The sequence below is a fragment of the Algoriphagus confluentis genome, assembly GCF_036245625.1.
In the GTDB taxonomy this organism is placed as follows: domain Bacteria; phylum Bacteroidota; class Bacteroidia; order Cytophagales; family Cyclobacteriaceae; genus Algoriphagus; species Algoriphagus confluentis.
Window position 1 is genome coordinate 291,887 of the sequence record NZ_BTPD01000002.1, and the last position, 20,879, is coordinate 312,765.

Here is a 20,879-nt window from a genome sequence, read left to right on the forward strand (position 1 = left end):
CATTAAAAATACTTGCTGTTCTTGCCGTTTCATCTTGTAACGAACCTTTTCCATATGAAATTGGAAGATTTCCAGACGAAAGCCCTATTAATCTTGTCGAAATGAATACGATTTATGATGAAATGAATTCTGACTTTGTCCCACCTGTAGCCAACCTTCGCCTTAATTTTAAATTTTCTTCCAATTCAAGTTCTATGGGATCCCATTTTGATCTTGAACCAAGAGGGATAGATTTTTTATGGGATAAGAGACAAGGTAATTTCTCTTATAGAGTTTTTGAAAGTTTTGGAGATGCAAGAGTTTTGAAAAATCTTCTTTGGGAAATCAATTCACCCTGTGATGAAAAAGGCCCTTATTCCTTTAGTTTTAATACAACCTTGTACTCCGTAGGTTGTGGTGGAAAATTCAAAATTTTTTTAAATGAATTCCAAGACAATGGAATTATTGAGGGATATACTTCTAAAACTACTCCCCTAAAACTGTTTGATGGAGATTCAAACGAAATGTATCCTGCTTTTTATGGAGGTAATTTTAAAAAAGGTGCTGGAGTAGAAAGCCAAGGCCGACCTGAAAAAATGCTTTTTAGCTCGGATCGGGATGGGGTATTTGATATTTATGAGGTGGATCTTCCGGCAAGCGGGTCCGTGCTGGAATTCCTTCAAAGTGCCGAAGAAAAGGAAATCCAAAAAATCGGGGTCAATACGACTGCTAACGACCATATGCCATTTGTCTATGGGGATATGCTGGTATTTTCCTCAGACCGTGCGGGAGGATATGGAGGCTACGATTTGTATTACTCGTTTCGCAGCGGAGATGGCTGGACCGAGCCGGAAAACTTCGGCCCCAAGGTCAATTCCGAATTCGATGAATACCGACCTGTGGTATCGGACGCTTGGGAATTTGAAAATCAATTGATGATTTTCTCCTCCAACCGTCCCGGTGGATTGGGTGGATTTGATTTGTATTTTGTGGGAATACCGAAGTTTTAGCCTTGATTCCAAAATCAAACCTTTGAGGTCTGTAAAAGACCTCAAAGGTTATATTCCTTTAGGATCAAAGAGATGGATGGAAAAGGATTCCTCCAAAAAACGATTGATCTTTTTTTCCAAAGACCAAAGTTGCAGTCCATTCTCCAGACAAGCTAAAATAATGACAGAGTCAATAAGGCCTATTCCTTGATTCAAAAGCTGGTATTTTTGAGATAAAAGCCCCGCGTGATATCCAAGATTTGCATCCTTGATTTTTGGCGTGTTCTGATAAAATAGGTCCAGCATTTCCAATTCTCTTTTCCCTTTTGCTCCCTGGACCAATTCCCCAAAAATGATATCCAAGGTACAAACCGATCGCCGGTCCAAAAGGCTCTGGCAGCTTGAAAAATAAGCTGGATTGGCTTTGAAATACTCAATCCAAATGGAAGTATCAAAGATTACTCCCATTAAGAATTGTTTTTATTCCTAAGTTCCTCTGCCGTCCAATAAAAGTCTAGGGGTTCAGCCACAATTTCCTGAGCAGCGGATCTAATTTTTTGAGTAGCAATATATTCCTCCAAGGCAATTCGGAGCGTTTCGGTGATGTTTTTCGCCTTAGAAAGCTCCATGGCTTCGGCGATCAACTCGTCGGATATCAAGGCTGTAACTTTCATATGAATAAGAATTCACTCTAATATACGATGATTCATCGTATAATTGTTTTAAATCAAACCTTCGAGGTCTTAAAAAGATCAGCTGTTCAGGATTTGTAATCCTGAACCTCGATCCTAGGATTTTGAATTCGGATACATCTTTTAGTCTCTGTTTTAAAGAGAATTGGGATTTATTGATTAAAAATCTTCTGATCGAGCTTCGAGATTACAAATCTCGAAGAGCTGGAATGACACCTCAAATGTTCTTGCGTTTTTTCAGCTTTCTGATATTAGATTTCTGACTTACTCAACTCAGCTTTTCAGGATTTGTAATCCTGAACCTCGATCCTAGGATTTTGAATTCGGATAAATTAATTTTTATTCCATAAAGAATATACTATGGGCTATGAATTTAAAATTCGTGATCAAGGTGCAGTTCATTTTTTGACCTTTAGAGTTCATCAATGGGCTGATGTTTTCACCAGAAAAGACTATTCAGACTTTATAGTAGAAAGCCTAATTTATTGCCAAAAGAGTAAGGGATTGGAGATTTATTCATGGGTAATTATGAGTAACCATATACACTTAATTGCCAGTGCGAAACATGAAAATTTATCAGACATTATTCGAGATTTTAAAAAATTCACGGCAAAAAAGATTTTTAAAGCCATTCAGGATAATCCAAAGGAAAGTAGAAAGTCATGGCTTACATTGGCTTTGAGTCATCAAAATCAAATTTGGTTTTGGGAGGATGGATATCATGGAGAGGAAGTTTTTTCCAAAAAGTTTTTCGATATAAAGTCTACCTACATCCATCAAAATCCGGTTAGAGCTGGAATTATTCAAAAGGAAGAGGAATATCTGAATAGCAGTGCCGGAGATTTCTTCGGGATAAGAAAAGGGCCCATTCGATTGGCAGAATTTGGGTGATTTAATTTCCCTTTTGAAGATTAAAAATCTTCCGATCGAGCTTCGAGATTGCAAATCTCGAAGAGCTGAAACCTTTGAGGTCTTTTTCAGACCTCAAAGGTTCTTGCGTTTTTTCAGCTTTCTGATTTTAGCTTTCTGACTTACTCCACTTTTTTCCTCTCCCCTCTAAACGTTCCATTCGGCTGAACAAAGTTCACGGCGATGATTTCCCCGTCTTTTTCCTCAAACTTGACTTTGAAGCCTTCCAGCACCTTCAGGTTAAACTCGTGTTCCCCGATATTGACCAGTTCGTACTCGGGTTGCCCTGGTACAAAGGCATAGAGCTTTTCCTCCTTGATGTAAATCTTTACCTCCTGCACGCCCATCAGGAGATAGGCTCCTTCGTACTTTTTCAAGTCATCTACCGAAAGCTCATTTTCTTTCGGAGTCCGCTTAAACTCGATCGGGTCGATGGCAGGCTCCAAGGCAGCTTTTAATCCGGAAATATCTCCGGTCATATTGCTGACAAACTGAAAAACAAATGGATTGTCCCGATTGGGCTCACCCTGATAGATTAAGTACATGTTGAAGGTGTCGTAATCTTTGTGTTCCAAGAATCCACCCAAGAGCCCAGTTTGCACAAAGAGCGTGTCATTTTTAAGATCAATTTCCATTTTCCCATAACCGGGATGAGAATAGGTGCCGGTATAGTCCATCAGGATATGGGAAGGTTTGGTCAGGCTGACTTTGGAAGTGGAGTCGGCTGCTGCTTTGGCTTTGGCTTGTGCTTCTTTGGCTTCCTCGAGTCGCTTGACGGTCTCGCCCAACCAATCGGCAGGCTCCAGATTCAGCATGTGATCGGCAATCATGTTCCGGACGACATTGGGAAGAGGAGAGCCATTTTGATTGGTCAGAATCATGATCCCCAGGCTGTCTGTAGGGAAGAAGGAGGCAGAAGCTGAAAAGCCGTCGATATTTCCCCCATGCTCCACCCGGTAGTGACCTCGGTAAGATGCCAAAAACCAGCCATAGCCATAGTTGGAAAACTGTACATCGGAATGCTCTTTGGAAGGGGTGCCGGCTGACACGACCATTTGGGCACTCATTGCCTCCTTCACGTAGTCTTCAGGGATGATTTGTTCGCCCTTGAATTTCCCACCGTTGATCCAGGTGATGAGCCAGTTGGACATTTCGGACACGCTGGAGTTGATCGCTCCTGCAGGACCCATAGCTGCGATGTTGTAGTAGTCCATTCGAGTGGTTTTTCCGTCCAGCTCCACCGAATAGCCAAAAGATTTATCTGCATCTTTTTCCAAATCCGGAATTCGGAAATTACTTCGGGTCATGCCCAATTTATCAAAAAAGAGTTCTTTCACGTTTTGCTCCCAAGTCTTACCCGTGATTCGGGCACCGATTTCTCCTTGGAGGAAAAACATCCAGTTGTTGTAGTACCATTGCTGTCGCAATCCAGTGAAAGGTTCTTGGAATTCGATGCGTTTGATTAGTTCTGTCTTGGACTCGGAAGGAAACATAAACCAGGAAAAGTCATGCCTTGGCAATCCCGTCCGGTGCGCCATTAGATCCTTGACGATGATCTGTTCATTCATCCAGGGTTCGGCAAATCTAAGCTCAGGGATGTATTTTCCAGGTCTCTCGTCAAAGTCAATTTTCTCGTCTTTTCTCAGTACACCCAAGACTGCTGAGGTAAATGCTTTGGAAGAAGAACCAATGGCGAAAAGCGTGTTTTCAGTTACCGGAACTTGGTTTTCCACATCCTTGTACCCAAATCCCTTGGCATAGACGATTTTATCCTTTTGAACAATGGCTACCGCAAAACCCGGAGTTTTCAGCGCAACGCGGGCTTTTTCGAGTTCGGAGTCCAGGGTTTTGAAAGGGTCAGTTTTTTTCTGGGCCAGAGATGGGCTTCCAAAAAGGCTAACGACAAGTAGAGTGAGGAAAAGTTTTTTCATGCCAAAATTCGTTTGGTTAAATATAGGGGCAGGAGGTTTTGAATACAACCATTAAGCAAGCTGAAGGTCAAAGGTTCGGGGCATCATCCTATGAGGTTTCCAAAATCCTCGAAGGATTCTGTTGGATTTAACTTCTTCTTTCAAGATTGATACTGTTTTCAAAAAGAAAACCTTCGAGGTCTGAAAAAAGATCTTAAAGTTTAGCCGAAACTCTCTAAAAATGAGTCGAAAACCTGCGAAAAATACCCTATAAAGGGTATTTTTTGTGAGTTTTTTTTCACCTACATTTCATGAAATTTTTATCCAAAATACATGAAAAAGAATGCAAAAATTTTGAGCAAAAGCCTCCTGGGTTTGATGATCTGGGGGGGCATTAGTTGTACTACTTCGTTGGATGAAGAAATTCCCTTGGAATTAGCTTCACCTGGAGTGGAAGTGATCGAGGGAACTTTAAAGGTGAATTCCTTTGATACCTATGAGGAGCTTATTACTGGGGAAGAAAAGATTGGCTTTGGGGATTTTCTTAGTTTTCAAAAGCAATTTGATGAGATCAGAAAATCCGGTGAAAATCTTCGAATCAGTCAAGAGGGGTATAATGAAATTAAAGCTTGGGAAGGAAGTACACTCTTGGAGCTTTTGGATCAAGATGGCTTCATAATCCTGGAAGACTATCTGATCTACTTGAATTTCAATAACCGAACTGCCGTGGTATCTACAGATCTAAATCTAAAGGATGAAATTCTTTCAGGAGATATTTCAAGTGAATCCATTCGTTTATTCAAGTTTGAAGATGATGTGATTGGATTATTGGAAATCAATAGTCCTTCGACAGTTGAAAAATCATATTATAATGCTAGGATATTAAGCTCCTATGATCCTTTTGCCTATACAATAATAGGTGGATGTGGTTGGGACAAATGTGATAATTCAACAACGTTTGGGAGTTCGGCAGTAACAGGTGGTGATATTGTTGGCTTCGGGTATAATGGAGGGACGTTCAGATATAGATTAGATGCAAAGCATGTTTACCAAAATGCAGCAATTTCATTTAGGTTATTGTCTGAAGCAAAGCATATGCGTAAGCCAGAAGATGGATCAGTATTTTGGACATCACAATCAACCTCACTTTATTTTTGGTATGATTTTGAATATTTGAGTAAAAAGAATGGTAGTACCTTGAAAAAAAAGGCTAGCGTAAAAAATGATTATACAAATGATTTGGATACAACGTTTTATTCATCCAGTCGAGGTCTGGATAAGTTTTATTTGCGGACACAATTTTATGGCGAACCAGGAGGAAATCATGGTTATTCTCCCAACGGAACTTACTGGCAGTTTAATCTGAAACAAATTAGTAAAGGGTATTAACATGAGGGTTTTAAGATTATTTATGCTCGGGATTCTTACATTAGGTTCAACTGAAATTTCATTTGGACAGAAGAATTGGGAAATTGAAGCTAAAATAGGTACTGGAAATACCAATATAAATACAGGTGGAAACTATTCAGATTTAGAATTAAGCACTAATAACCACAGACTTATAAGTTTTGGGTTATTAAAAAAACTTAAAAACAACTTTAGTTTTGGTGTAGATTCTGATATCTACAGATTTCAGCTGGAGTATACCTTTTTACCATTGGATCAAGACAACAAAGTTGGTACTCGTACTAAATTCTGGTCAATTGGACCCAAACTACAAAAAGACATATACATAAAACCCAAATTAGGTTTAAGTCTAGCTGTGGCATTTCATCTTACTCAGACTAATCTAAATGATGAAGTCTACACTGGAATATGGCAAACAGTAAGACTTCCTGGAGGAGGTCAACCAATACCTGTATTATTATATGGAAATAAAGAAATCGAGAAAGTTACTTTTCACTTTAAGCCCGAAGGTGGAATATTCTATGATATCACTGAGTCCTCTAGAATTACTTTTTCTTGTGAGTGGGGTATAAACTTACGTGAACCTACTCTTGTGGTTAATTTGGATCGAATAGTAGTTGAAGATCAAACTTTTCAGAATAGGCATATTTTGGATGGAAATTACTTCTCAGCCCAACTAGGCTATCGCTATAGCTTCTAAAAAAATGGCTGGGGAATCTCCCCAGCCATTTTTAGTTAAGCATTTTCCAAAGTCCTTCGGACCTGATCCAGATTGACTCGGCTTTCCTCTATAGACTCCCATTCCCGGCCTCTTTCCCCATGCTCGATTCCCACATAGCCATGGTAGTTGTGGGCGAGTACGATCTTCATCATTCGGGTATAATCCAGACCGGTTTCACGACCCTGATCATCCCATACTTTTGGCTTCAGGCTGACTCCTTTTGCCATGGGCATGAGTTCGTCCACTCCCCGATAAGAATCATAACTGAGGATCTGATCTCCATCTCGCTTCATCACAAAGTTGCCGAAATCCGGCAAGGTACCCGCCCGGCGATGTGCTGTTTGCTTAATCAGCTCAGCCAGCCACTTTCCGTTGGAAGAGTAGCCTCCGTGGTTTTCGATGATGACATTGATATCAAAATCATCCGCAAACTCACAGATTCTTCGGAGCGTGGAGCTGCATACGTCGATGGCTTCCTGCTCCAGTTTGGGGTCCTGACTGAAGGGTACAGCCGTATAGGCATTGATCCGAATGGAGTGACAGCCCAGGAATTTGGCAGCTTCCACCCATTTTTTATGGTTTTCCACCGTTTGCTGTCTCTCCTCTGGAGTGGCAGCGCCCAATTGACCTTCCCGGTCTACCATAATCAGCACGTTGGTGACCCCTTCTCCTTCGGAGCGGGTTTTCATCTCCTGCAAATAAGCTTTGTCCTGTGCCTTGTCCATAAAAAACTGGTTGACATACTCCACTGCATTGATGCCGTGTTTTTTGGTCTCGATGGCAAAGTCCAGGTTGTCCATTTTCCCTCCGAAAAGCAAGGGGTTCAAAGACCATTGGGCTAAGGAAATCTTAAAAATCGGGTCTGCTTTGGTTTTGGACATGGCAAATTCTGGAAGTCCCAGCCCTAGTGCAGCAGCCGCCAGGCCGGAGGTTTTGAGGAAAGTTCTACGATTGGTCATGGGGGATTGGGTTAATGGTTATGATGTTCTAAGTTAATGAATTTGAGGGAGATTGTCTTTGGCTAAAGAGATTGCTTCGGGCCATTTAAGAGAAAGAAGAGTTTTTGGCTTTTGTTTATGGCCCTCGCAATGACGTAGGGATCGTCACTGAGAGGTTGACAATCACTTCAAGCTTGTCTGCCAACAAAACATGGAGGGAATGGACCGTCACTGCGAGCGAAGCGAAGCAGTCCCAAAAAAGAAAAGTGTAATTTATGAGATTGCTTCGGGCCGTCTTGGAAAAAGAAGGGTTTTTAGCTTTTGGTTGTTGCCCTCGCAATGACATTTGGATCGTCACTGTGAGGTTGACCGTCACTGCGAGGAGGAACGACGAAGCAGTCTTATTTGATTACCATTCTTTAATTTCCTCCCACAAATCTTTCCATTCCGGATTTATGGTGTTAATCAAGCTTTCTTTCTTTTTTCGGTTTCCTCCTTTGATTTGTTTCTCACGATTTATGGCCTCTTCAATGGAATGAAAGGACTCATAATAAATAAGCTTTATAATTTTATATTTAGAAGTAAAGGAGTTGTTATTTAGACCTGTTTTATGCTCATATACACGTCTATGTAAATCATTTGTGACCCCCGTGTATAAAACGGTATTCTTAGAATTAGTCATGATATATACTGCCCCACCTTTTTCCATCAATTAAAATTTTGTTAGATCAAATATATTTGGTTGCCCGAATAAAATTATAATTAGGAATGGGTTGTTTACCTTTGAGATTGCTTCGGGCCATTTAGGAAGAGAATAGCTTTTGGCTTTTTTCTGGCCCTCGCAATGACGTCTAGATCGTCACTGTGATGTTGTCCTTCACTGCCAGCCTGTCTGCCGACAAGGCAGGAAGGGATTGGACCGTCACTGCGAGCGAAGCGAAGCAGTCCCAAAAAAGGGAAGTACAATTCATGAGCTTGCTTCGGGCCATTTAGGAAAAGAATAGCTTTTGGCTTTTTTCTGGCCCTCGCAATGACGCAGAAGCCTACTCAATCAAACCTCCCATCCACTTCGATACTCCCTTGTCAGCAACTGATTTGCTTCTTCATCATTGGTGATCTTGGCCATATTGGCATCGAATTCTACCTTTTTTCCAGCTCGCAAGGCAACTGCTCCTAGATTGATCGTATCGGTGATGCACTGGGCTCGGGTAAAGCTCCCCGGGGTCTGTCGCTTTTCAAGCATGGCATCTACCCATTGGTCGGTTTTGCGGTCCACTTCCCGGGAATTGATCCGTTCGGAATCCCGGCCTACCATCATTTTGGATTCTGGCAATAGCACCGGATTTTCTCCACGGAATCCTCCCAGAATTTTTCCTTTCGTCCCAACAATCATCAATCCCTCTTCAGGAGTGTCTTTTCCATTGATTTCCAGTTCTTCGCAGGCAAAGGGCTTCATTCCCCCATCATACCAAAACAGGTCAAAAGCAGGAAGTGAAGCTTGGGCCGGAAAATTCCATTTTATCGTGCAGCTTGCAGGGAACGCTACGTCATTTTTCACCCATTGATAGACCTGATCGATTTCCTCACGGGTAGTCGTACCAAAAGCTCTGGCAGAAACCGGGCTTCGATCGATACCCAAGGTTTCAAAAAGCGGAAATAAGCTGTAATGCCCCATGTCCGCTACGGAACCACCTCCGAATTCGTACCAGCCACGGAAGACGTTATGCGTGTAGTTTTTATGATAAGGCATATCAGGCACCGGTCCTAGCCAAAGTTCCCAGTTCAAGCCATCTGGGATAGGCTGAGATTCTGAAGGTCTCTTGGTCCATTGCTGCCAGACAGGTCGGTAGGACCAATTGTGGATTTCTTTCAATTCCCCAATTAGTCCGGCATCCATCCAGGTTTTGATCTGTCGGTATTCGGGTCGATCCGACCAAGCTAAAAGGTGGGTCACCAATCCGGTATCTTTCGCCTTTTGGATTACTTTTCGCCCTTCAAGCAGTCGGTTGGCGATGGGCTTGTGGGTGACCACATGCATCTTTTGATTCATAGCTGCCAAAGCAATCGGCGCGTGGGTATGGTCAGGAGTCATGATTTTGACCGCATCAATGCCTTTTTCTTTGGTAAGTAACTCCCGATAATCCTCATAACTTGCACAACCCTTGTATTTGCCGGAAGGCTGGTTTTTTGCAAAAAACTTCTCCACGTATTCCTGTCCGATGTCCCGTCCGCCGGGGATTCCGGGTTTGCCTTCCCACCAGGAATCATCCCCCAGGGTATTCCGGATATCGTTTCGGATTCCGTGGGCTGACCAGTCAAAGTAATCAGTTGAGAATTTATTCACATCGCAGACGGCTACCACCCGCACTTTTGGATTTTGCAAAAGGCTTCCCATTTCCCGAAGTCCCTGCGTTCCGCAACCGATATTGGCTACCGTCAATTGATCGGAGGGAGGGATTTTGCCTAGTCCGGCGATGACATTGGAGGGGACAATGGTGAATGAGGCGGCGAAAGTAGCGGCAGAGGCCAGAAAATCCCGGCGGTTAAGCGTGGACATGGTTGAGGTTTTTTGGGTTTGGAAGATAATTTAGGGAATTTGAGCAAAGACAGAATAGTTAGAATCAATGGGATTTGAGGAGTCTCCAAAACTCCTCTCTCATGCGATCCGCATCGATCTCGGTATAGACTTGAACCACTCGAGGAGTATTCTCCGGAGGAGTCATCACTGCTGAGACTGTCGCCCATTCGGGATGGATGTAAGCCATGACCAAGGCCAAATCCCACATCACTCGAGTTTTGTCCTGTGGATTATGAATACGCCAGCGATCTGCCAAGATCTTTTCGATCACCACGTTTTCGTCCAGTCTCGCATAGGTCTCATCCCGATCAAACTTCAAGGCAAATGAGGTCGTCGTAGTCATGATGGTAAAATCCAATCCCTCCAGATTTAGCAAGTAGTCGAAGGCATTTAAGTCACAGCGGATATTGAATTCACTTTTGTTCCAAGCCCGATTATCAGGCGTGTACCAAGAACCGAGAGAATATAGCCGAATCTTGTCTTTGATATCCGGTGCCAGCATAAGGGCTGTAGCAATGTTGGTCATGGCCCCGAGGGTCAATACATGAAGCCTTTCATCCCCACTCATTTTTCTTGCTTCGGCGATCATGGACTGAGCTGCGGGAGAATCTCTCGGGTCCTGCTGTCCCCACGCCCGGCCAATCTGCCGGTCTGCACCCAAAGGATGGGGAATATCCATTCGTCCCATGGCTGTGAGGATTTCCTCATTGAGTCGCTGACTTTCTTCGACGGGCTTGAGTGTGGCGGTTTCGTAGGCATTCCACTTTTCAAAGACATTCAGATCGGCATTATTGAAGTGAGCCGAACTCAGCCCGATCAGGTCGATTCCCGGTACCTTGACTAAATAAGCAATGGCATAGAGATCATCCATCTCATTTCCCGTGTCCGAGTCGAGCCATACTTTTTGTTGGGCAAAAACAACGAGTTGAACAAGTAGAAAAAAGCCGAGAAGGAGGAAAAAGGGTTTTTTCATTGGAAAATAATTTGATCACTCAACTGAAATTAAATCCTCCCGGAATCTATTCGGAAGGGTCTAGCCTTGTTCACATTCAAACCGGGGAAGCTTCTTGATATCAATCCTTTTCCCAAGCAGTGAATCAAGATTGAAAATAAGGATTTTAGACCAGTAAATTAACTCCAACTATTACCTCATAATCCAGAATAAAGCCAAATACTCCAATTGCTGAGTCAGCAAAAACCTTGTCTAATTTCCAAAAATATGCGCTCCTGTAACTTCCTGATCTGATTTTAAGGATAGACTCTAGTTTTGAACAATCAAAGAATGCATCACATTTCTAACCAACTCAACTTCTATTTTACTATGGACACTACCTTGAGAAAAATCGAAAAAGGACTGATACAAAATTGGAAAATAATCCTAGGGTTCGGCATCCTTGTTCTTTTGATTTGGAATTATTCTGATTTCAAGCATGGAGTTATTGACGGTTGGAATGCCTTTTAAGGCATTTTGCTTAATTTCCTGCTTGTTCCGATGATTGACCTCTTGTAGAAAAAGATTAAAATCCTGCTTTCCAGAAATGCAGGATAGCAAGAATTAGAGTAAAGCACAGGCTAGCTACTTTTCGGGAAAAGCTTATCTTATGCAGACAATTCCTTCTGTCATGCAAAAGCTTTTCTTCCTCAGCCTGATTACTTCACTTCTTTTCTCCTGCCAGGAAAAAATATCAGAAGCTCCCCAAATCACCTATCCCGAGCGACCCAATATTGTCTGGATTGTAGTCGAGGATATGTCTCCCGAACATCTGGAAAGCTATGGTGGCACAGGAGGGAAGACGCCCAACTTGAATGCTTTGGCAGCGGAATCTCTGCAATACCAAAATGCCTTTTCCACGGCTGGAGTCTGTGCTCCGAGTCGGGCGGCTTTGATCACTGGGGCTTATCAGACTTCCATTGGAGCACACCATATGCGGACTTTGGCTCCATCGGCAGCAGCAGGGGATGCTTATCCTCCAGGATTTAAAGGATATTCCACCGTATTGCCTGAAGGAATGTGGCCCTATCCGGTTCATTTGCGAATGGCTGGCTACTACTTGAGCAATAACGTGAAGGAGGATTACCAGTTTGAAAGTCCGGTGATGATGTGGGATGAAAGCAGCCGGAATGCGCATTGGCGCAATCGACAAGATCCCAATCAGCCATTTTTCTCCATTTTCAACTTTACCACCACCCATGAATCCCAAGTTTGGGCTAGAGAAGGTCAGGACAGCTTGCTGGTGGATCCAAAGGACGTGACCGTGCCACCAGTCTATCCGGATGATTCCCTGACCCGAAGAACTCTTGCTCGCTTCATCACCAACGTGATGCGGATGGATGCCCAAGTCGGAGAGGTGATTGCGCAACTGAAAGAAGATGGCTTGTACGAGAATACCATTATTTTCTTCTATTCTGATCACGGGGATGGGATGCCTTATTTCAAGCGGGAGTTATACGATCGGGGTTTGAAAGTGCCGCTTTTGGTCAAAGCACCTTGGCTGGAAGGAGGAACAAAAACAGATGAATTGGTCAGTTTTGTGGATTTCGGGCCAACCTTACTTTCTTTGGCAGGAATTCCAATTCCGGAAAGCATGCAAGGACAAGCTTTCCTGGGAGCCCAAAAAGCAGAGCCCCGAAAGTATGTCTATGCGGCTAGGGATCGGATGGATAGCGAGTACGATCGGGTAAGGGCAGTTTCCGATGGTCGATTTAAATACATCCGAAATTACATGCCTGAGAAGGCTAATTACCAAAATATCCGATTTCGGCTTCAAAACCCCTTGATGCGGCATCTGTTGGAACTGAATAAGCAAGGAGAACTCAATGAAAATCAAGCCCGCTGGTTTGGCCAAAGCAAGCCTGAGGAAGAGCTGTACGATACCCAAAGCGATCCTTGGGAGTTTACCAATCTGGCAGGTAATCCGGACTACGCTGAAAAGCTTGCTGAGTTACGCAAAGCACATGAGGACTGGGTCGCTAAGTACGGAGACAAAGGTGCCCTGAATGAAATGGAAATGGTCCGAAACTGGTGGAATGGAGGAGAAAACCCTCCCGTCACTGCGGAAGCTGAGGTAAGTTTCTCCGAAGGAATGGTCACTCTTACTTGCCCTACACCCTCAGCTCTGATCGGCTGGAGAAAGTCCAGAGGGGATGCTTGGAAGATTTACACCGGGCCTTTTGAGGCCACTGCAGGAGATTCCCTGTATGTGAATACCCATCGGATAGGGTATGAGGCGGTGGAAATGGGCTATGTTTTGTATTAGAATTAGGAAAAAGCCAAAAAAACCCATTTTTCCAAGCATAAATTTTCTAAAAAAAAGATCGAGAGACCATCATCAGCCTACTCGATCTTTTTTCTAAATAAATGCCATCCATCAAAAGGAATACCCGATTCCTAGTCGCAGCCAGTTACTTTTATACCTAGACAGCTGAAATCCATGTGCAACGGCAGGAATAAGCTGAAGATTTTTGGTCAGAAAAATCCGGGCTTTCAGCTGTACTCGAGCCGTTTGATCCCGAATAGTACCTGTCTCGCGGATGATCACGCCTCCGGATTCCAGCTGACTGATGAGCTCTTGGGTGCTTTGCCTCATGTAGGTGATATCCCCGGAGAGGACAAAGCGCTCGGTCTGTAGCACATCATACCCTACTCCTAGGTTGAAAACTCTCATATTGATAAAATCCATTTCTTCAGGCTCCAAAAAGAAAATACTGTTTCTTCCTTCAAAATGGTACAAACCGTAAGAGATGGTTCCAAAGAAACGCTTTTTAAAATACCTTTCGTAGCTCAAATCGATCCCTTGTGCAGATATATCACCGCCAGAAAAATGGCTTGATTCGTAAAACGAATAATTTGACGATATACTATTTTTATATCCATTCTGTCCTTTAGAGACTAAAGAGGATAAAAATAGGCTTAACGATATAATAATTATTTTGTAAGACATACTGGTTAAAGGCTTTCCAAAGTAAAATAAGTTCTCACATTACCAAATGCATAAACAGGAAAGCGAGTGCTTCCATAATATCCATATCCTTGATTAGTTTCATTGATATTATTGGCTATGGTAAAACATTTATCAAATGATAAGGCTGACACCAATTCCACGCTGTTGCGAATAGCGACTTTTACTTTTGCTTCTCCAGAAACTCCTGTTTTGGAGGCCTTAACTCCGCCTTCTACATCAATATTTACTTCAGTTCTCGTGCAGCCCCAAACTAAATACATATTATCAGCTTCTGGTTTCCATGCCGAAACAATAAAGGAGGTGTTTGATACCTTCCATCGTTTGATATTGGCTTCCTTTCGAGTAATAGTAAATCTTGCCAAAGGCATATTGACATCAGAAGAAATTTTGGGCAGCCCATCAGAACCAAGTTCGATATCATTTGCGAATGCGACCCATAAGTACATTTCATTGGCATTGGGCCATCTTCGAATGTTATCTTCAAGCCTTAGTGCGGGCATTCTCACAATTATGTTTTGATTTGCTTTATTGTTTACATCACAAAGCTGTACAGGACTGCCAGTCATATTCGCTGACAAAGCGCTAGTTTCCACCTTTAAATTGCCATTAATTTGTTCAACATCAAATTCAAGGTCTGGAAAGGAACCAAGTACAATGGTTGGGTTTTTCATAGCCCATTCATCATTTGCGAGAAAATATTCATGTTGGTTATCGGTATTTTCACCAACCAGAGACATTTTTATTGCTTTGGTTGCACCTTTCCAGTCTTTATTCAATGCTAGCTGTTCATTTTCAAACTCCTGTGTCCACCAAGATAAAGTTAAATCTTCAATCTGATTAGGGTCAAAATCTTCTGCCAGATAAGGCGCAACTACAGAAATGTCGTTGTCTTTGATAAATTGAATAAGTTCGTCGAAATTAATTTTATAGTATAATCTATTTCTTCTGTTTGCCTGTTCAGTAAATCCGGACACGATTGCTGAGCGCTTTTTGTAAAGTGGATGCTCGCCTTTTTCGAACAATTCCTTGAGGCTGTAATCAATATCGTCTCTTCCTTCGTTGATTTCGGAAAAAGAAAACAATTCTGCCCTTGCCGCCGGATCTTTTAGAACTTCGCCGAAAATGAGCGTAAGATTTTTTAAATTTTCCTCATATTCAGATAATGCAGTTAAAGAATGGATAGTTTTCTCTTGATCCACTTTCGGTATATTCTTCTCAAATTCGGTACAAGAAAAAGTTAGGAAAATTACCATAAAAGTAAGGCTGAAATTTTTGACCTTCTTTAGTAGGGGTGCTTTTTTGCCGGGTAAATTCATTATTAATTTAGTTGTCTTGAATTCAGCCGCAAAGGTAGAACAAATGTTTCAGTAACCAAAGTTTTATTAAAAAAATAGTCAAAATAATCAATGAGATACAATTGAAATGCTCTGAATTTTGACACCTATAAGAAATCTGGTCACATTTTAATATCTTTTTATTCCCGAAACTCTATCAGTTGAAATCTTATCCGATCTTCCTGATTATCCGGATTGAGTGGGTGATTGGTCGAGAGGGAGAGGCCATCTTCGTTGATAAAGTATGAAAAAGGTTAGTACTGACCGGCGGGTGATGCCGTCTCTGAGACGAGGTCTAGGTTTTCATCGAATAGTTGGATAGAAAAAGGGTCGCTATGATTTCTCCAATCCGAGACTGGGATGGTGTCATCGGATTCGGTCTCGTGAAAGGCAAAGCGGATAAAGAGCTTGCGGAAGGGATCGTAGGCCATACTTTCGTAGTGAGGACTGGGTGGCGAAGTACGGAGACAAGGGTGAAATGAATGAAATGGAAATGGTGAAGGCTATGTGGAATGGAGCCGAGAATCCACCGGTTACTGCGGAGGCTGCGGTGAGTTTATCCGAAGGGAAGGTCACCTCAACTTGCTCTACACCCTCAGCTCTGATCGGCTGGAGAAAATCAAGTAGGGAGGCTTGGAAGATTTACAGCGGGCCTTTTGAGGCCACTGCAGGAGATTCACTGTATGTGAATACGCATCGGATAGGGTTTGAGGCGGCGGAGGTTTCTATAAAATTGAATAATAGGGATTGAAAAAATTAGGCAAATCGTGAACTAATGGGAAATAATTAATTCGTTTTTCTGTGAAATATATTCACATGTTCTATTTTTCATGTCCAAGCAGAGGATACAATAAGAAAAGTCCAAAATTCAAGGTTCGAACCTTAATTGTATCCTCGTAGGTTACAGATTGACTACCTCCGGGACTTGTACAGGGAAATATAGAGTAGTCAAAATCAGCCCGTTGATAACTGGCTTCTAAACCTACTTGAAATTTTCCTATAGCCCTGGATACTTGCAGATTTCCTCCAGCTGTAATTGAGGATGAATTGGGTCTAGAGCCGAAATGAGCCCATGTAAGAGTTTCATTTCCAACTACCCTAACCATCTCGTAATAAGGGTAGTTGATCTGTCCATAGCCTAGAAATATTCCCGTTCTATATTCCCAACTTCCTTTTTTCAAAAAATATCCCAGTCCGGGAGTGATTGATAGCATGTTGTTATTTTCATGAGAAAAGCGAAAATCCAATCCGTAAAGATCATTGACGAAATCTTCCATTTCGGTAACAGAGATCGGATTGTTTGTAACACCTGATCTCAGAAATACATAAAAGTGACTGGCGAAATGATAATTAAGAGTTCCGTGAATAGAATAGCCTACTTTTGCAAATCCATTGCTAGCCTTTGAAATACTCGCAAGATTGGGTATGCTGGAATCTGGAAAATAAACCGCAGCATTTTCCATATTTTTTCCCCCGAATACACCCACTGGAAAGGCAGGGCCTGCACTGACGGAAAATGAGAATCTCTTGGAGTGATTTATCTGAGAAAAAGAATATTGAAGCGTAAAGCCCAAGAATAAAACCAGCAGAATTATATTTTTCATGAGGAGCTATTTTGGAATATTCCTAATCGCATCTATAACTGAACCAGTTTTTTTGCCTAAACTTAGGTACAAAATGATCGAAGAACCAGTCAAAAATGGATACCTATACTGAGTGACTTGGCTAAAACTAAAGAAATGTTGTAAAACTAAATATAATCCCTCCCCTTCTTTTTTTCAAAAGCGGATCTGATAATCCAATTTTGAATCGATGATTTTGGGTAAGTTGCTATCGATTCCTAAGACAAATTCTTGAAAATCCCGAGACAGTGAGTCAGCTGAGAATATAATTTGGTTGTCTTTATCCAAAAGAAAAAACGAAGATTCATTTCCTTCCAAAAAAGGATTGGCTTTCATAAACATTTTCTCTTTATCAACGAAGATTGGGATTATGGCTTCATTGGCTCCCTCCTTTGAGCTGAGGCGCGGTGAGATAGAAGAATCACCCACGACATAGACCAAAAAGTCAAACCTCGATGAATTCTTCATTTGTAAAATAAGTTGTGTAAAATCTGAAACGATATCGCTTTTGGAAAAGCGGTCACTAGATTGGAGGCAGATTACTTTATACGAATTTCCAATTTCAAACTGCTCAGCATCGGTTTTTTCACCATTTAGGTACAGTTCCATGGATGTGATAACCAATTGAATTGTATCACTGCGATTTTCCCTGAAGGGTGAAATCAAAAAGAGTAATAAACTGATGGCAAACAATTGTATTTTCATAACGAATTGATTGAAAACCTAACCAGAGCAGGCTCTCTATCCCGAACTAGGCCATAAATGTAATCATCACTTTCAGAAACAGCAAGATCATGCAGATCTACATTTAAATTAAATTGGTGGACCAATTCCCCATTCCAATCGTAAACCAGAATCGTATTTGCCAAAAAAGCTTTTTCTTTGAAAACACCTTTTTTCCTTCCAGAATACAACAAATAAATATATCGCTGGGTGGACGCAACATTGATGAAACCTGCCTCGTGTTCTTCAAGATAACCGATTTGTTTGAAGTCTCCATTACTTACATCCACCCATTTGATGTCCAATTGGTCGAATTCAAATCGCTTAGCTAGCCTTTTTCCTTCCTGAGTTTCAATAATCTCAAAGTGTTTGCAGAAAATTGAAGCTGTAACAAATGCTCTTTGATCAGGTCTTAAAGATAGGTTTGCCTGAAATGCCATAGGGTTGTATTCTGCAGGAAGCCCAGGGTAGGCAGGATAATCTAGATCAGCCAAAGTCGAAGATTCTCCAAAATCACTCACTAGGACGTATCTCTTCTTTTCGCTAGAGAAACCAAGTCCGACCATTGATGAATCATTCAACATCAGTATTTTATCCAATGGCTCTTTAGATCGGAATTCAAGCAAAGGCTCCACATTCTCAGATGTTAAAGACTTAGCATCATACTTCAGTACGTTATTATTACGCCTGCTATACAAGTATAAAACGGGACCATCTCCTGAAGTAATCAAAACAGGTGGGAGGAGTTCCCCTGGTCCTTCGCCAATTTTTCCAATTCTTCCTTGGAAGGATAAGTCTTTTGTTTTTCTCAGTGAACCCACCCTTCCTTGATAGAGATCATTAACAACTAATAAAGATTCATCTACAAGTTGAATCTGATAGGGATTTACCAAATTAGAATCTGAGGCAGTTAAATCAAACTCGATTTCTGTGATCTTAGACTGCTCTGATTTTTCAGGCTTCTGGCTACAGAAAGACAGCGAACAAATTAGAACCGTTAGGGTAATATATCTTATCATAAGTGCTTTGGCTTGATCTGATTTTTAATTTGATTCCTAGAAACTTAATTTCTAGAAACCATTCAGGTAAGATCAATTCCACTACTGGATTCCAATCCAGCCATCGTGGTAAACAGGAAACTCTTTTTTTCCATAGCGATATCCACAAAGGTAAATTGCCCTCAATCCGCAATCCGGATGCATTTGGGCAAATGCTGGTGTACCACCAATACTAACTTGAAAACCTTGCGTTTTTTCATCCTGACTTAGGTTTAGGTCAACTGAGAAATTCATAAATAAAGCTAAGCCAAATAGAAATGCGAACGTAAGTCTGATTTTTTTAAGAAGTTTCATGTTTTAATAAATTAAGATGTTTTTAAAAACTTTTGACCAAAAGTGGATGATTAATCAATCAGTTGATCAATGATATTATTATTATTAAGCAAGCTTTAGGTAGAAAAAAATCTCAAAAATTTTTCGTCTTCACTGATACACCAGAGATTTTAGGAGAACTGTGGGCTTTCTTCTCTAAAACCACTACGAGATAAAGTAATCACCTTACTTCCGGCTAGTTAAACACTCCATCTCCCTCACCGAACCAAAAGGCGGGCGAATCCGATATTCCTCGATTTGTTTTTTCCAGTCTATATCCTTCATCTGATAGTCCGGAGTGTAGCGTACCTTATCCCAATAGGTGGATTTTGGGCTCTCAAATCGGGGATCATTCGTCTCTTCCATCCAAGCTATAAGTTGCTGGCGAAGCGCAATTTTGACTTCGGCAAAAGCCGGGTCAGCAGCCAGATTATGCAGCTGATAGGGATCCTTTTTCACATCGTAGAGTTCTTCTTCAGGCCGCAGGCCAAAGCTGAGTTGAAACAGATCCGGTTGTCCAGCTTCGGCTTTTCCCTCCATCGCCATAATCAAGAATTTGGTAATGGAGTGGTCCACATCGCCATATTGGCCAACCGACTGATGCACGGTCGGATCTCCGGCAGGATTGCGTTCTGGCATGGGATTCCAGATGTAGAGATAATCCTGATTTCGTACTGCGCGCATGGGATAGCTCAGATCGCCTTTCCGTACATTCGCATGGCGCTCTCGTTCGAGAAAAACTTGGTTTCGATCCTGCTTTTCACCCTCCAAAAACTGCCAAAGTGATTGCCCGGACATGGAATTTTGCGATAGCCCTGCCGCCTCCACAAAGCTTGGGGCAAAGTCCACGAAATTCACAAAATCATGAATTACTGTTCCTGACTTGACTTTTTCCGGCCAACGAATGGCTAATGGCATTCGCGTGCCGTAGTCGTAGAGATTTGCCTTGGCTCGTGGAAAAGGCATACCGTTGTCACTCGTCATCACGATGATGGTGTTGTCGAGTTCGCCGATTTCTTCCAGCATTGCAATCAACTGCCCGCACTCCCGGTCAAAACGCTCGATCTCGAAGTAGTAATCCAGGATATCATTTCGCACACAGTCATTGTCCGGGAAAAAGCCGGGAACCACCACATTCTCCAATTCCATTCCAGCCTGAATTCCCGTATTGGCCACATACTCCCGATGGGGATCCGAACTTCCAAACCAAAAAGTAAATGGGGTTCCGGACTTTCTTTCTTTTAAAAATGCTTCAAAATCTCCAAAGCTTTTCCCAGCTGGATTATGGGCAAAACCCGTAACCTTAAACTCTCCCGGTCCCCAACCTTTTCGGGTGGAACCTGTGAAATATCCTGCCTTTTCCAAAATCTGCACATAGGTAGGATGCGCATTGGGGAATTCTGACCAGAGATTTCCCCCAGCTCCATTTTGATGAGGATAGCGGCCCAGAAGGATAGAAGCCCGGGAAGGGGAACAGGAAGGCGAGGCGGTGTAGGCATTCGTAAAAAGTGCTCCCTCAGCAGCCAGTCGGTCAAAAGTTGGTGTTCTGACCACTTTGTCTCCATAAATTCCGGCATGCGGATAAGACCAATCATCGGCAATCAGAAAGAGGATATTGGGTTGTTTGCTTTGGGCTTTTGTCACCAATAAGAAGCAGAAAAAAAGAAAGGAGGCTAGTAGGAGGCTTTTCATAGGCTAGGCATTTTTCTGAATTTAGTTTGCTATCGGGTTGATTCCAAAGGTTT

At 42.1% G+C, this 20,879-nt stretch carries 22 protein-coding genes; 6 read left to right on the forward strand and 16 right to left on the reverse strand.

The genetic code is table 11. The features are described from left to right. Positions 1-101: 101 nt before the first annotated feature. Positions 102-989, forward strand: a complete 888-nt coding sequence (locus AAA943_RS03880; protein ID WP_338222941.1) for a hypothetical protein — start codon at positions 102-104, stop codon at positions 987-989. Positions 990-1,037: 48 nt separating this feature from the next. Here AAA943_RS03880 and AAA943_RS03885 read toward each other — a convergent pair whose 3' ends face one another. Both AAA943_RS03885 and AAA943_RS03890 read right to left on the reverse strand, forming a co-directional pair. Next, positions 1,038-1,436 (reverse strand): PIN domain-containing protein, encoded by a 399-nt coding sequence (locus AAA943_RS03885; RefSeq protein ID WP_338222942.1) that lies wholly within the window; start codon positions 1,434-1,436, stop codon positions 1,038-1,040. Next, on the reverse strand, positions 1,436-1,642 hold the full coding sequence (locus tag AAA943_RS03890; protein WP_338222943.1) for a type II toxin-antitoxin system VapB family antitoxin: 207 nt from the start codon (positions 1,640-1,642) through the stop codon (positions 1,436-1,438). Before AAA943_RS03890 ends, AAA943_RS03885 begins: the two co-directional genes overlap by 1 nt. A 378-nt stretch (positions 1,643-2,020) precedes the next feature. Here AAA943_RS03890 and AAA943_RS03895 point away from each other — a divergent pair, with 378 nt between their 5' ends. Continuing rightward, on the forward strand, positions 2,021-2,551 hold the full coding sequence (locus AAA943_RS03895) for an REP-associated tyrosine transposase (RefSeq protein WP_338222944.1): 531 nt from the start codon (positions 2,021-2,023) through the stop codon (positions 2,549-2,551). A gap of 140 nt (positions 2,552-2,691) precedes the next feature. Here AAA943_RS03895 and AAA943_RS03900 read toward each other — a convergent pair whose 3' ends face one another. Then, positions 2,692-4,500, reverse strand: a complete 1,809-nt coding sequence (locus AAA943_RS03900) for a serine hydrolase (RefSeq protein ID WP_338222945.1) — start codon at positions 4,498-4,500, stop codon at positions 2,692-2,694. 312 nt (positions 4,501-4,812) lie between these two features. Here AAA943_RS03900 and AAA943_RS03905 point away from each other — a divergent pair, with 312 nt between their 5' ends. After that, positions 4,813-5,868, forward strand: a complete 1,056-nt coding sequence (locus tag AAA943_RS03905) for a hypothetical protein (RefSeq protein ID WP_338222946.1) — start codon at positions 4,813-4,815, stop codon at positions 5,866-5,868. A gap of 22 nt (positions 5,869-5,890) precedes the next feature. After that, the gene (locus AAA943_RS03910; RefSeq protein ID WP_338222947.1) at positions 5,891-6,586 is read left to right on the forward strand and encodes a hypothetical protein; all 696 of its coding nucleotides are present in this window, start codon (positions 5,891-5,893) and stop codon (positions 6,584-6,586) included. Positions 6,587-6,621: 35 nt separating this feature from the next. Here the strand turns inward: AAA943_RS03910 and AAA943_RS03915 are convergent, their stop codons facing one another. The 5 genes from AAA943_RS03915 to AAA943_RS03935 all read right to left on the reverse strand — a co-directional run bounded on the left by AAA943_RS03915 (position 6,622) and on the right by AAA943_RS03935 (position 11,096). Next, positions 6,622-7,566, reverse strand: coding sequence for a sugar phosphate isomerase/epimerase family protein (locus tag AAA943_RS03915; protein ID WP_338222948.1), 945 nt, complete (start codon positions 7,564-7,566; stop codon positions 6,622-6,624). A 388-nt stretch (positions 7,567-7,954) separates the two neighbouring features. Then, on the reverse strand, positions 7,955-8,254 hold the full coding sequence (locus tag AAA943_RS03920) for a GIY-YIG nuclease family protein (RefSeq protein ID WP_338222949.1): 300 nt from the start codon (positions 8,252-8,254) through the stop codon (positions 7,955-7,957). A 142-nt stretch (positions 8,255-8,396) separates the two neighbouring features. Next, on the reverse strand, positions 8,397-8,534 hold the full coding sequence (locus AAA943_RS03925; RefSeq protein WP_338222950.1) for a hypothetical protein: 138 nt from the start codon (positions 8,532-8,534) through the stop codon (positions 8,397-8,399). Positions 8,535-8,596: 62 nt separating this feature from the next. Next, on the reverse strand, positions 8,597-10,102 hold the full coding sequence (locus AAA943_RS03930) for a Gfo/Idh/MocA family protein (RefSeq protein ID WP_338222951.1): 1,506 nt from the start codon (positions 10,100-10,102) through the stop codon (positions 8,597-8,599). Positions 10,103-10,166: 64 nt separating this feature from the next. Then, on the reverse strand, positions 10,167-11,096 hold the full coding sequence (locus AAA943_RS03935; protein ID WP_338222952.1) for a nucleoside hydrolase: 930 nt from the start codon (positions 11,094-11,096) through the stop codon (positions 10,167-10,169). Between the two features lie 649 nt (positions 11,097-11,745). Here AAA943_RS03935 and AAA943_RS03940 point away from each other — a divergent pair. Beyond that, positions 11,746-13,380: a sulfatase family protein gene (locus AAA943_RS03940; protein ID WP_338222953.1), complete on the forward strand. Its 1,635-nt coding sequence runs from the start codon at positions 11,746-11,748 to the stop codon at positions 13,378-13,380. A gap of 111 nt (positions 13,381-13,491) precedes the next feature. On the opposite strand, the gene AAA943_RS03945 is transcribed toward AAA943_RS03940, so the two are convergent. From AAA943_RS03945 to AAA943_RS03955, 3 genes are all read right to left on the reverse strand, one after another. Continuing rightward, positions 13,492-13,854, reverse strand: coding sequence for a hypothetical protein (locus tag AAA943_RS03945; RefSeq protein WP_338222954.1), 363 nt, complete (start codon positions 13,852-13,854; stop codon positions 13,492-13,494). Between the two features lie 215 nt (positions 13,855-14,069). After that, the gene (locus AAA943_RS03950) at positions 14,070-15,401 is read right to left on the reverse strand and encodes a hypothetical protein (protein ID WP_338222955.1); all 1,332 of its coding nucleotides are present in this window, start codon (positions 15,399-15,401) and stop codon (positions 14,070-14,072) included. Positions 15,402-15,673: 272 nt separating this feature from the next. Continuing rightward, entirely contained in the window at positions 15,674-15,850 is a 177-nt protein-coding gene (locus AAA943_RS03955) for a hypothetical protein (protein ID WP_479374280.1), read from the reverse strand. Between the two features lie 47 nt (positions 15,851-15,897). On the opposite strand from AAA943_RS03955, the gene AAA943_RS03960 reads away from it, so the two are divergent. Next, a complete protein-coding gene (locus AAA943_RS03960; RefSeq protein ID WP_338222956.1) occupies positions 15,898-16,170 on the forward strand; it encodes a hypothetical protein in 273 nt (90 codons plus the stop codon). A gap of 70 nt (positions 16,171-16,240) precedes the next feature. On the opposite strand, the gene AAA943_RS03965 is transcribed toward AAA943_RS03960, so the two are convergent. The 5 genes from AAA943_RS03965 to AAA943_RS03985 all read right to left on the reverse strand — a co-directional run bounded on the left by AAA943_RS03965 (position 16,241) and on the right by AAA943_RS03985 (position 20,826). Further along, complete coding sequence (locus tag AAA943_RS03965) at positions 16,241-17,023, reverse strand: hypothetical protein (RefSeq protein ID WP_338222957.1); 783 nt, start codon at positions 17,021-17,023, stop codon at positions 16,241-16,243. Positions 17,024-17,197: 174 nt separating this feature from the next. After that, on the reverse strand, positions 17,198-17,746 hold the full coding sequence (locus AAA943_RS03970) for a hypothetical protein (protein ID WP_338222958.1): 549 nt from the start codon (positions 17,744-17,746) through the stop codon (positions 17,198-17,200). Beyond that, on the reverse strand, positions 17,743-18,783 hold the full coding sequence (locus tag AAA943_RS03975) for a BF3164 family lipoprotein (protein WP_338222959.1): 1,041 nt from the start codon (positions 18,781-18,783) through the stop codon (positions 17,743-17,745). The genes AAA943_RS03970 and AAA943_RS03975 overlap by 4 nt, the downstream gene beginning before the upstream one ends. A gap of 81 nt (positions 18,784-18,864) precedes the next feature. Next, a complete protein-coding gene (locus AAA943_RS03980) occupies positions 18,865-19,116 on the reverse strand; it encodes a hypothetical protein (RefSeq protein WP_338222960.1) in 252 nt (83 codons plus the stop codon). 204 nt (positions 19,117-19,320) lie between these two features. Beyond that, complete coding sequence (locus AAA943_RS03985) at positions 19,321-20,826, reverse strand: sulfatase family protein (RefSeq protein WP_338222961.1); 1,506 nt, start codon at positions 20,824-20,826, stop codon at positions 19,321-19,323. Positions 20,827-20,879: the final 53 nt, after the last annotated feature.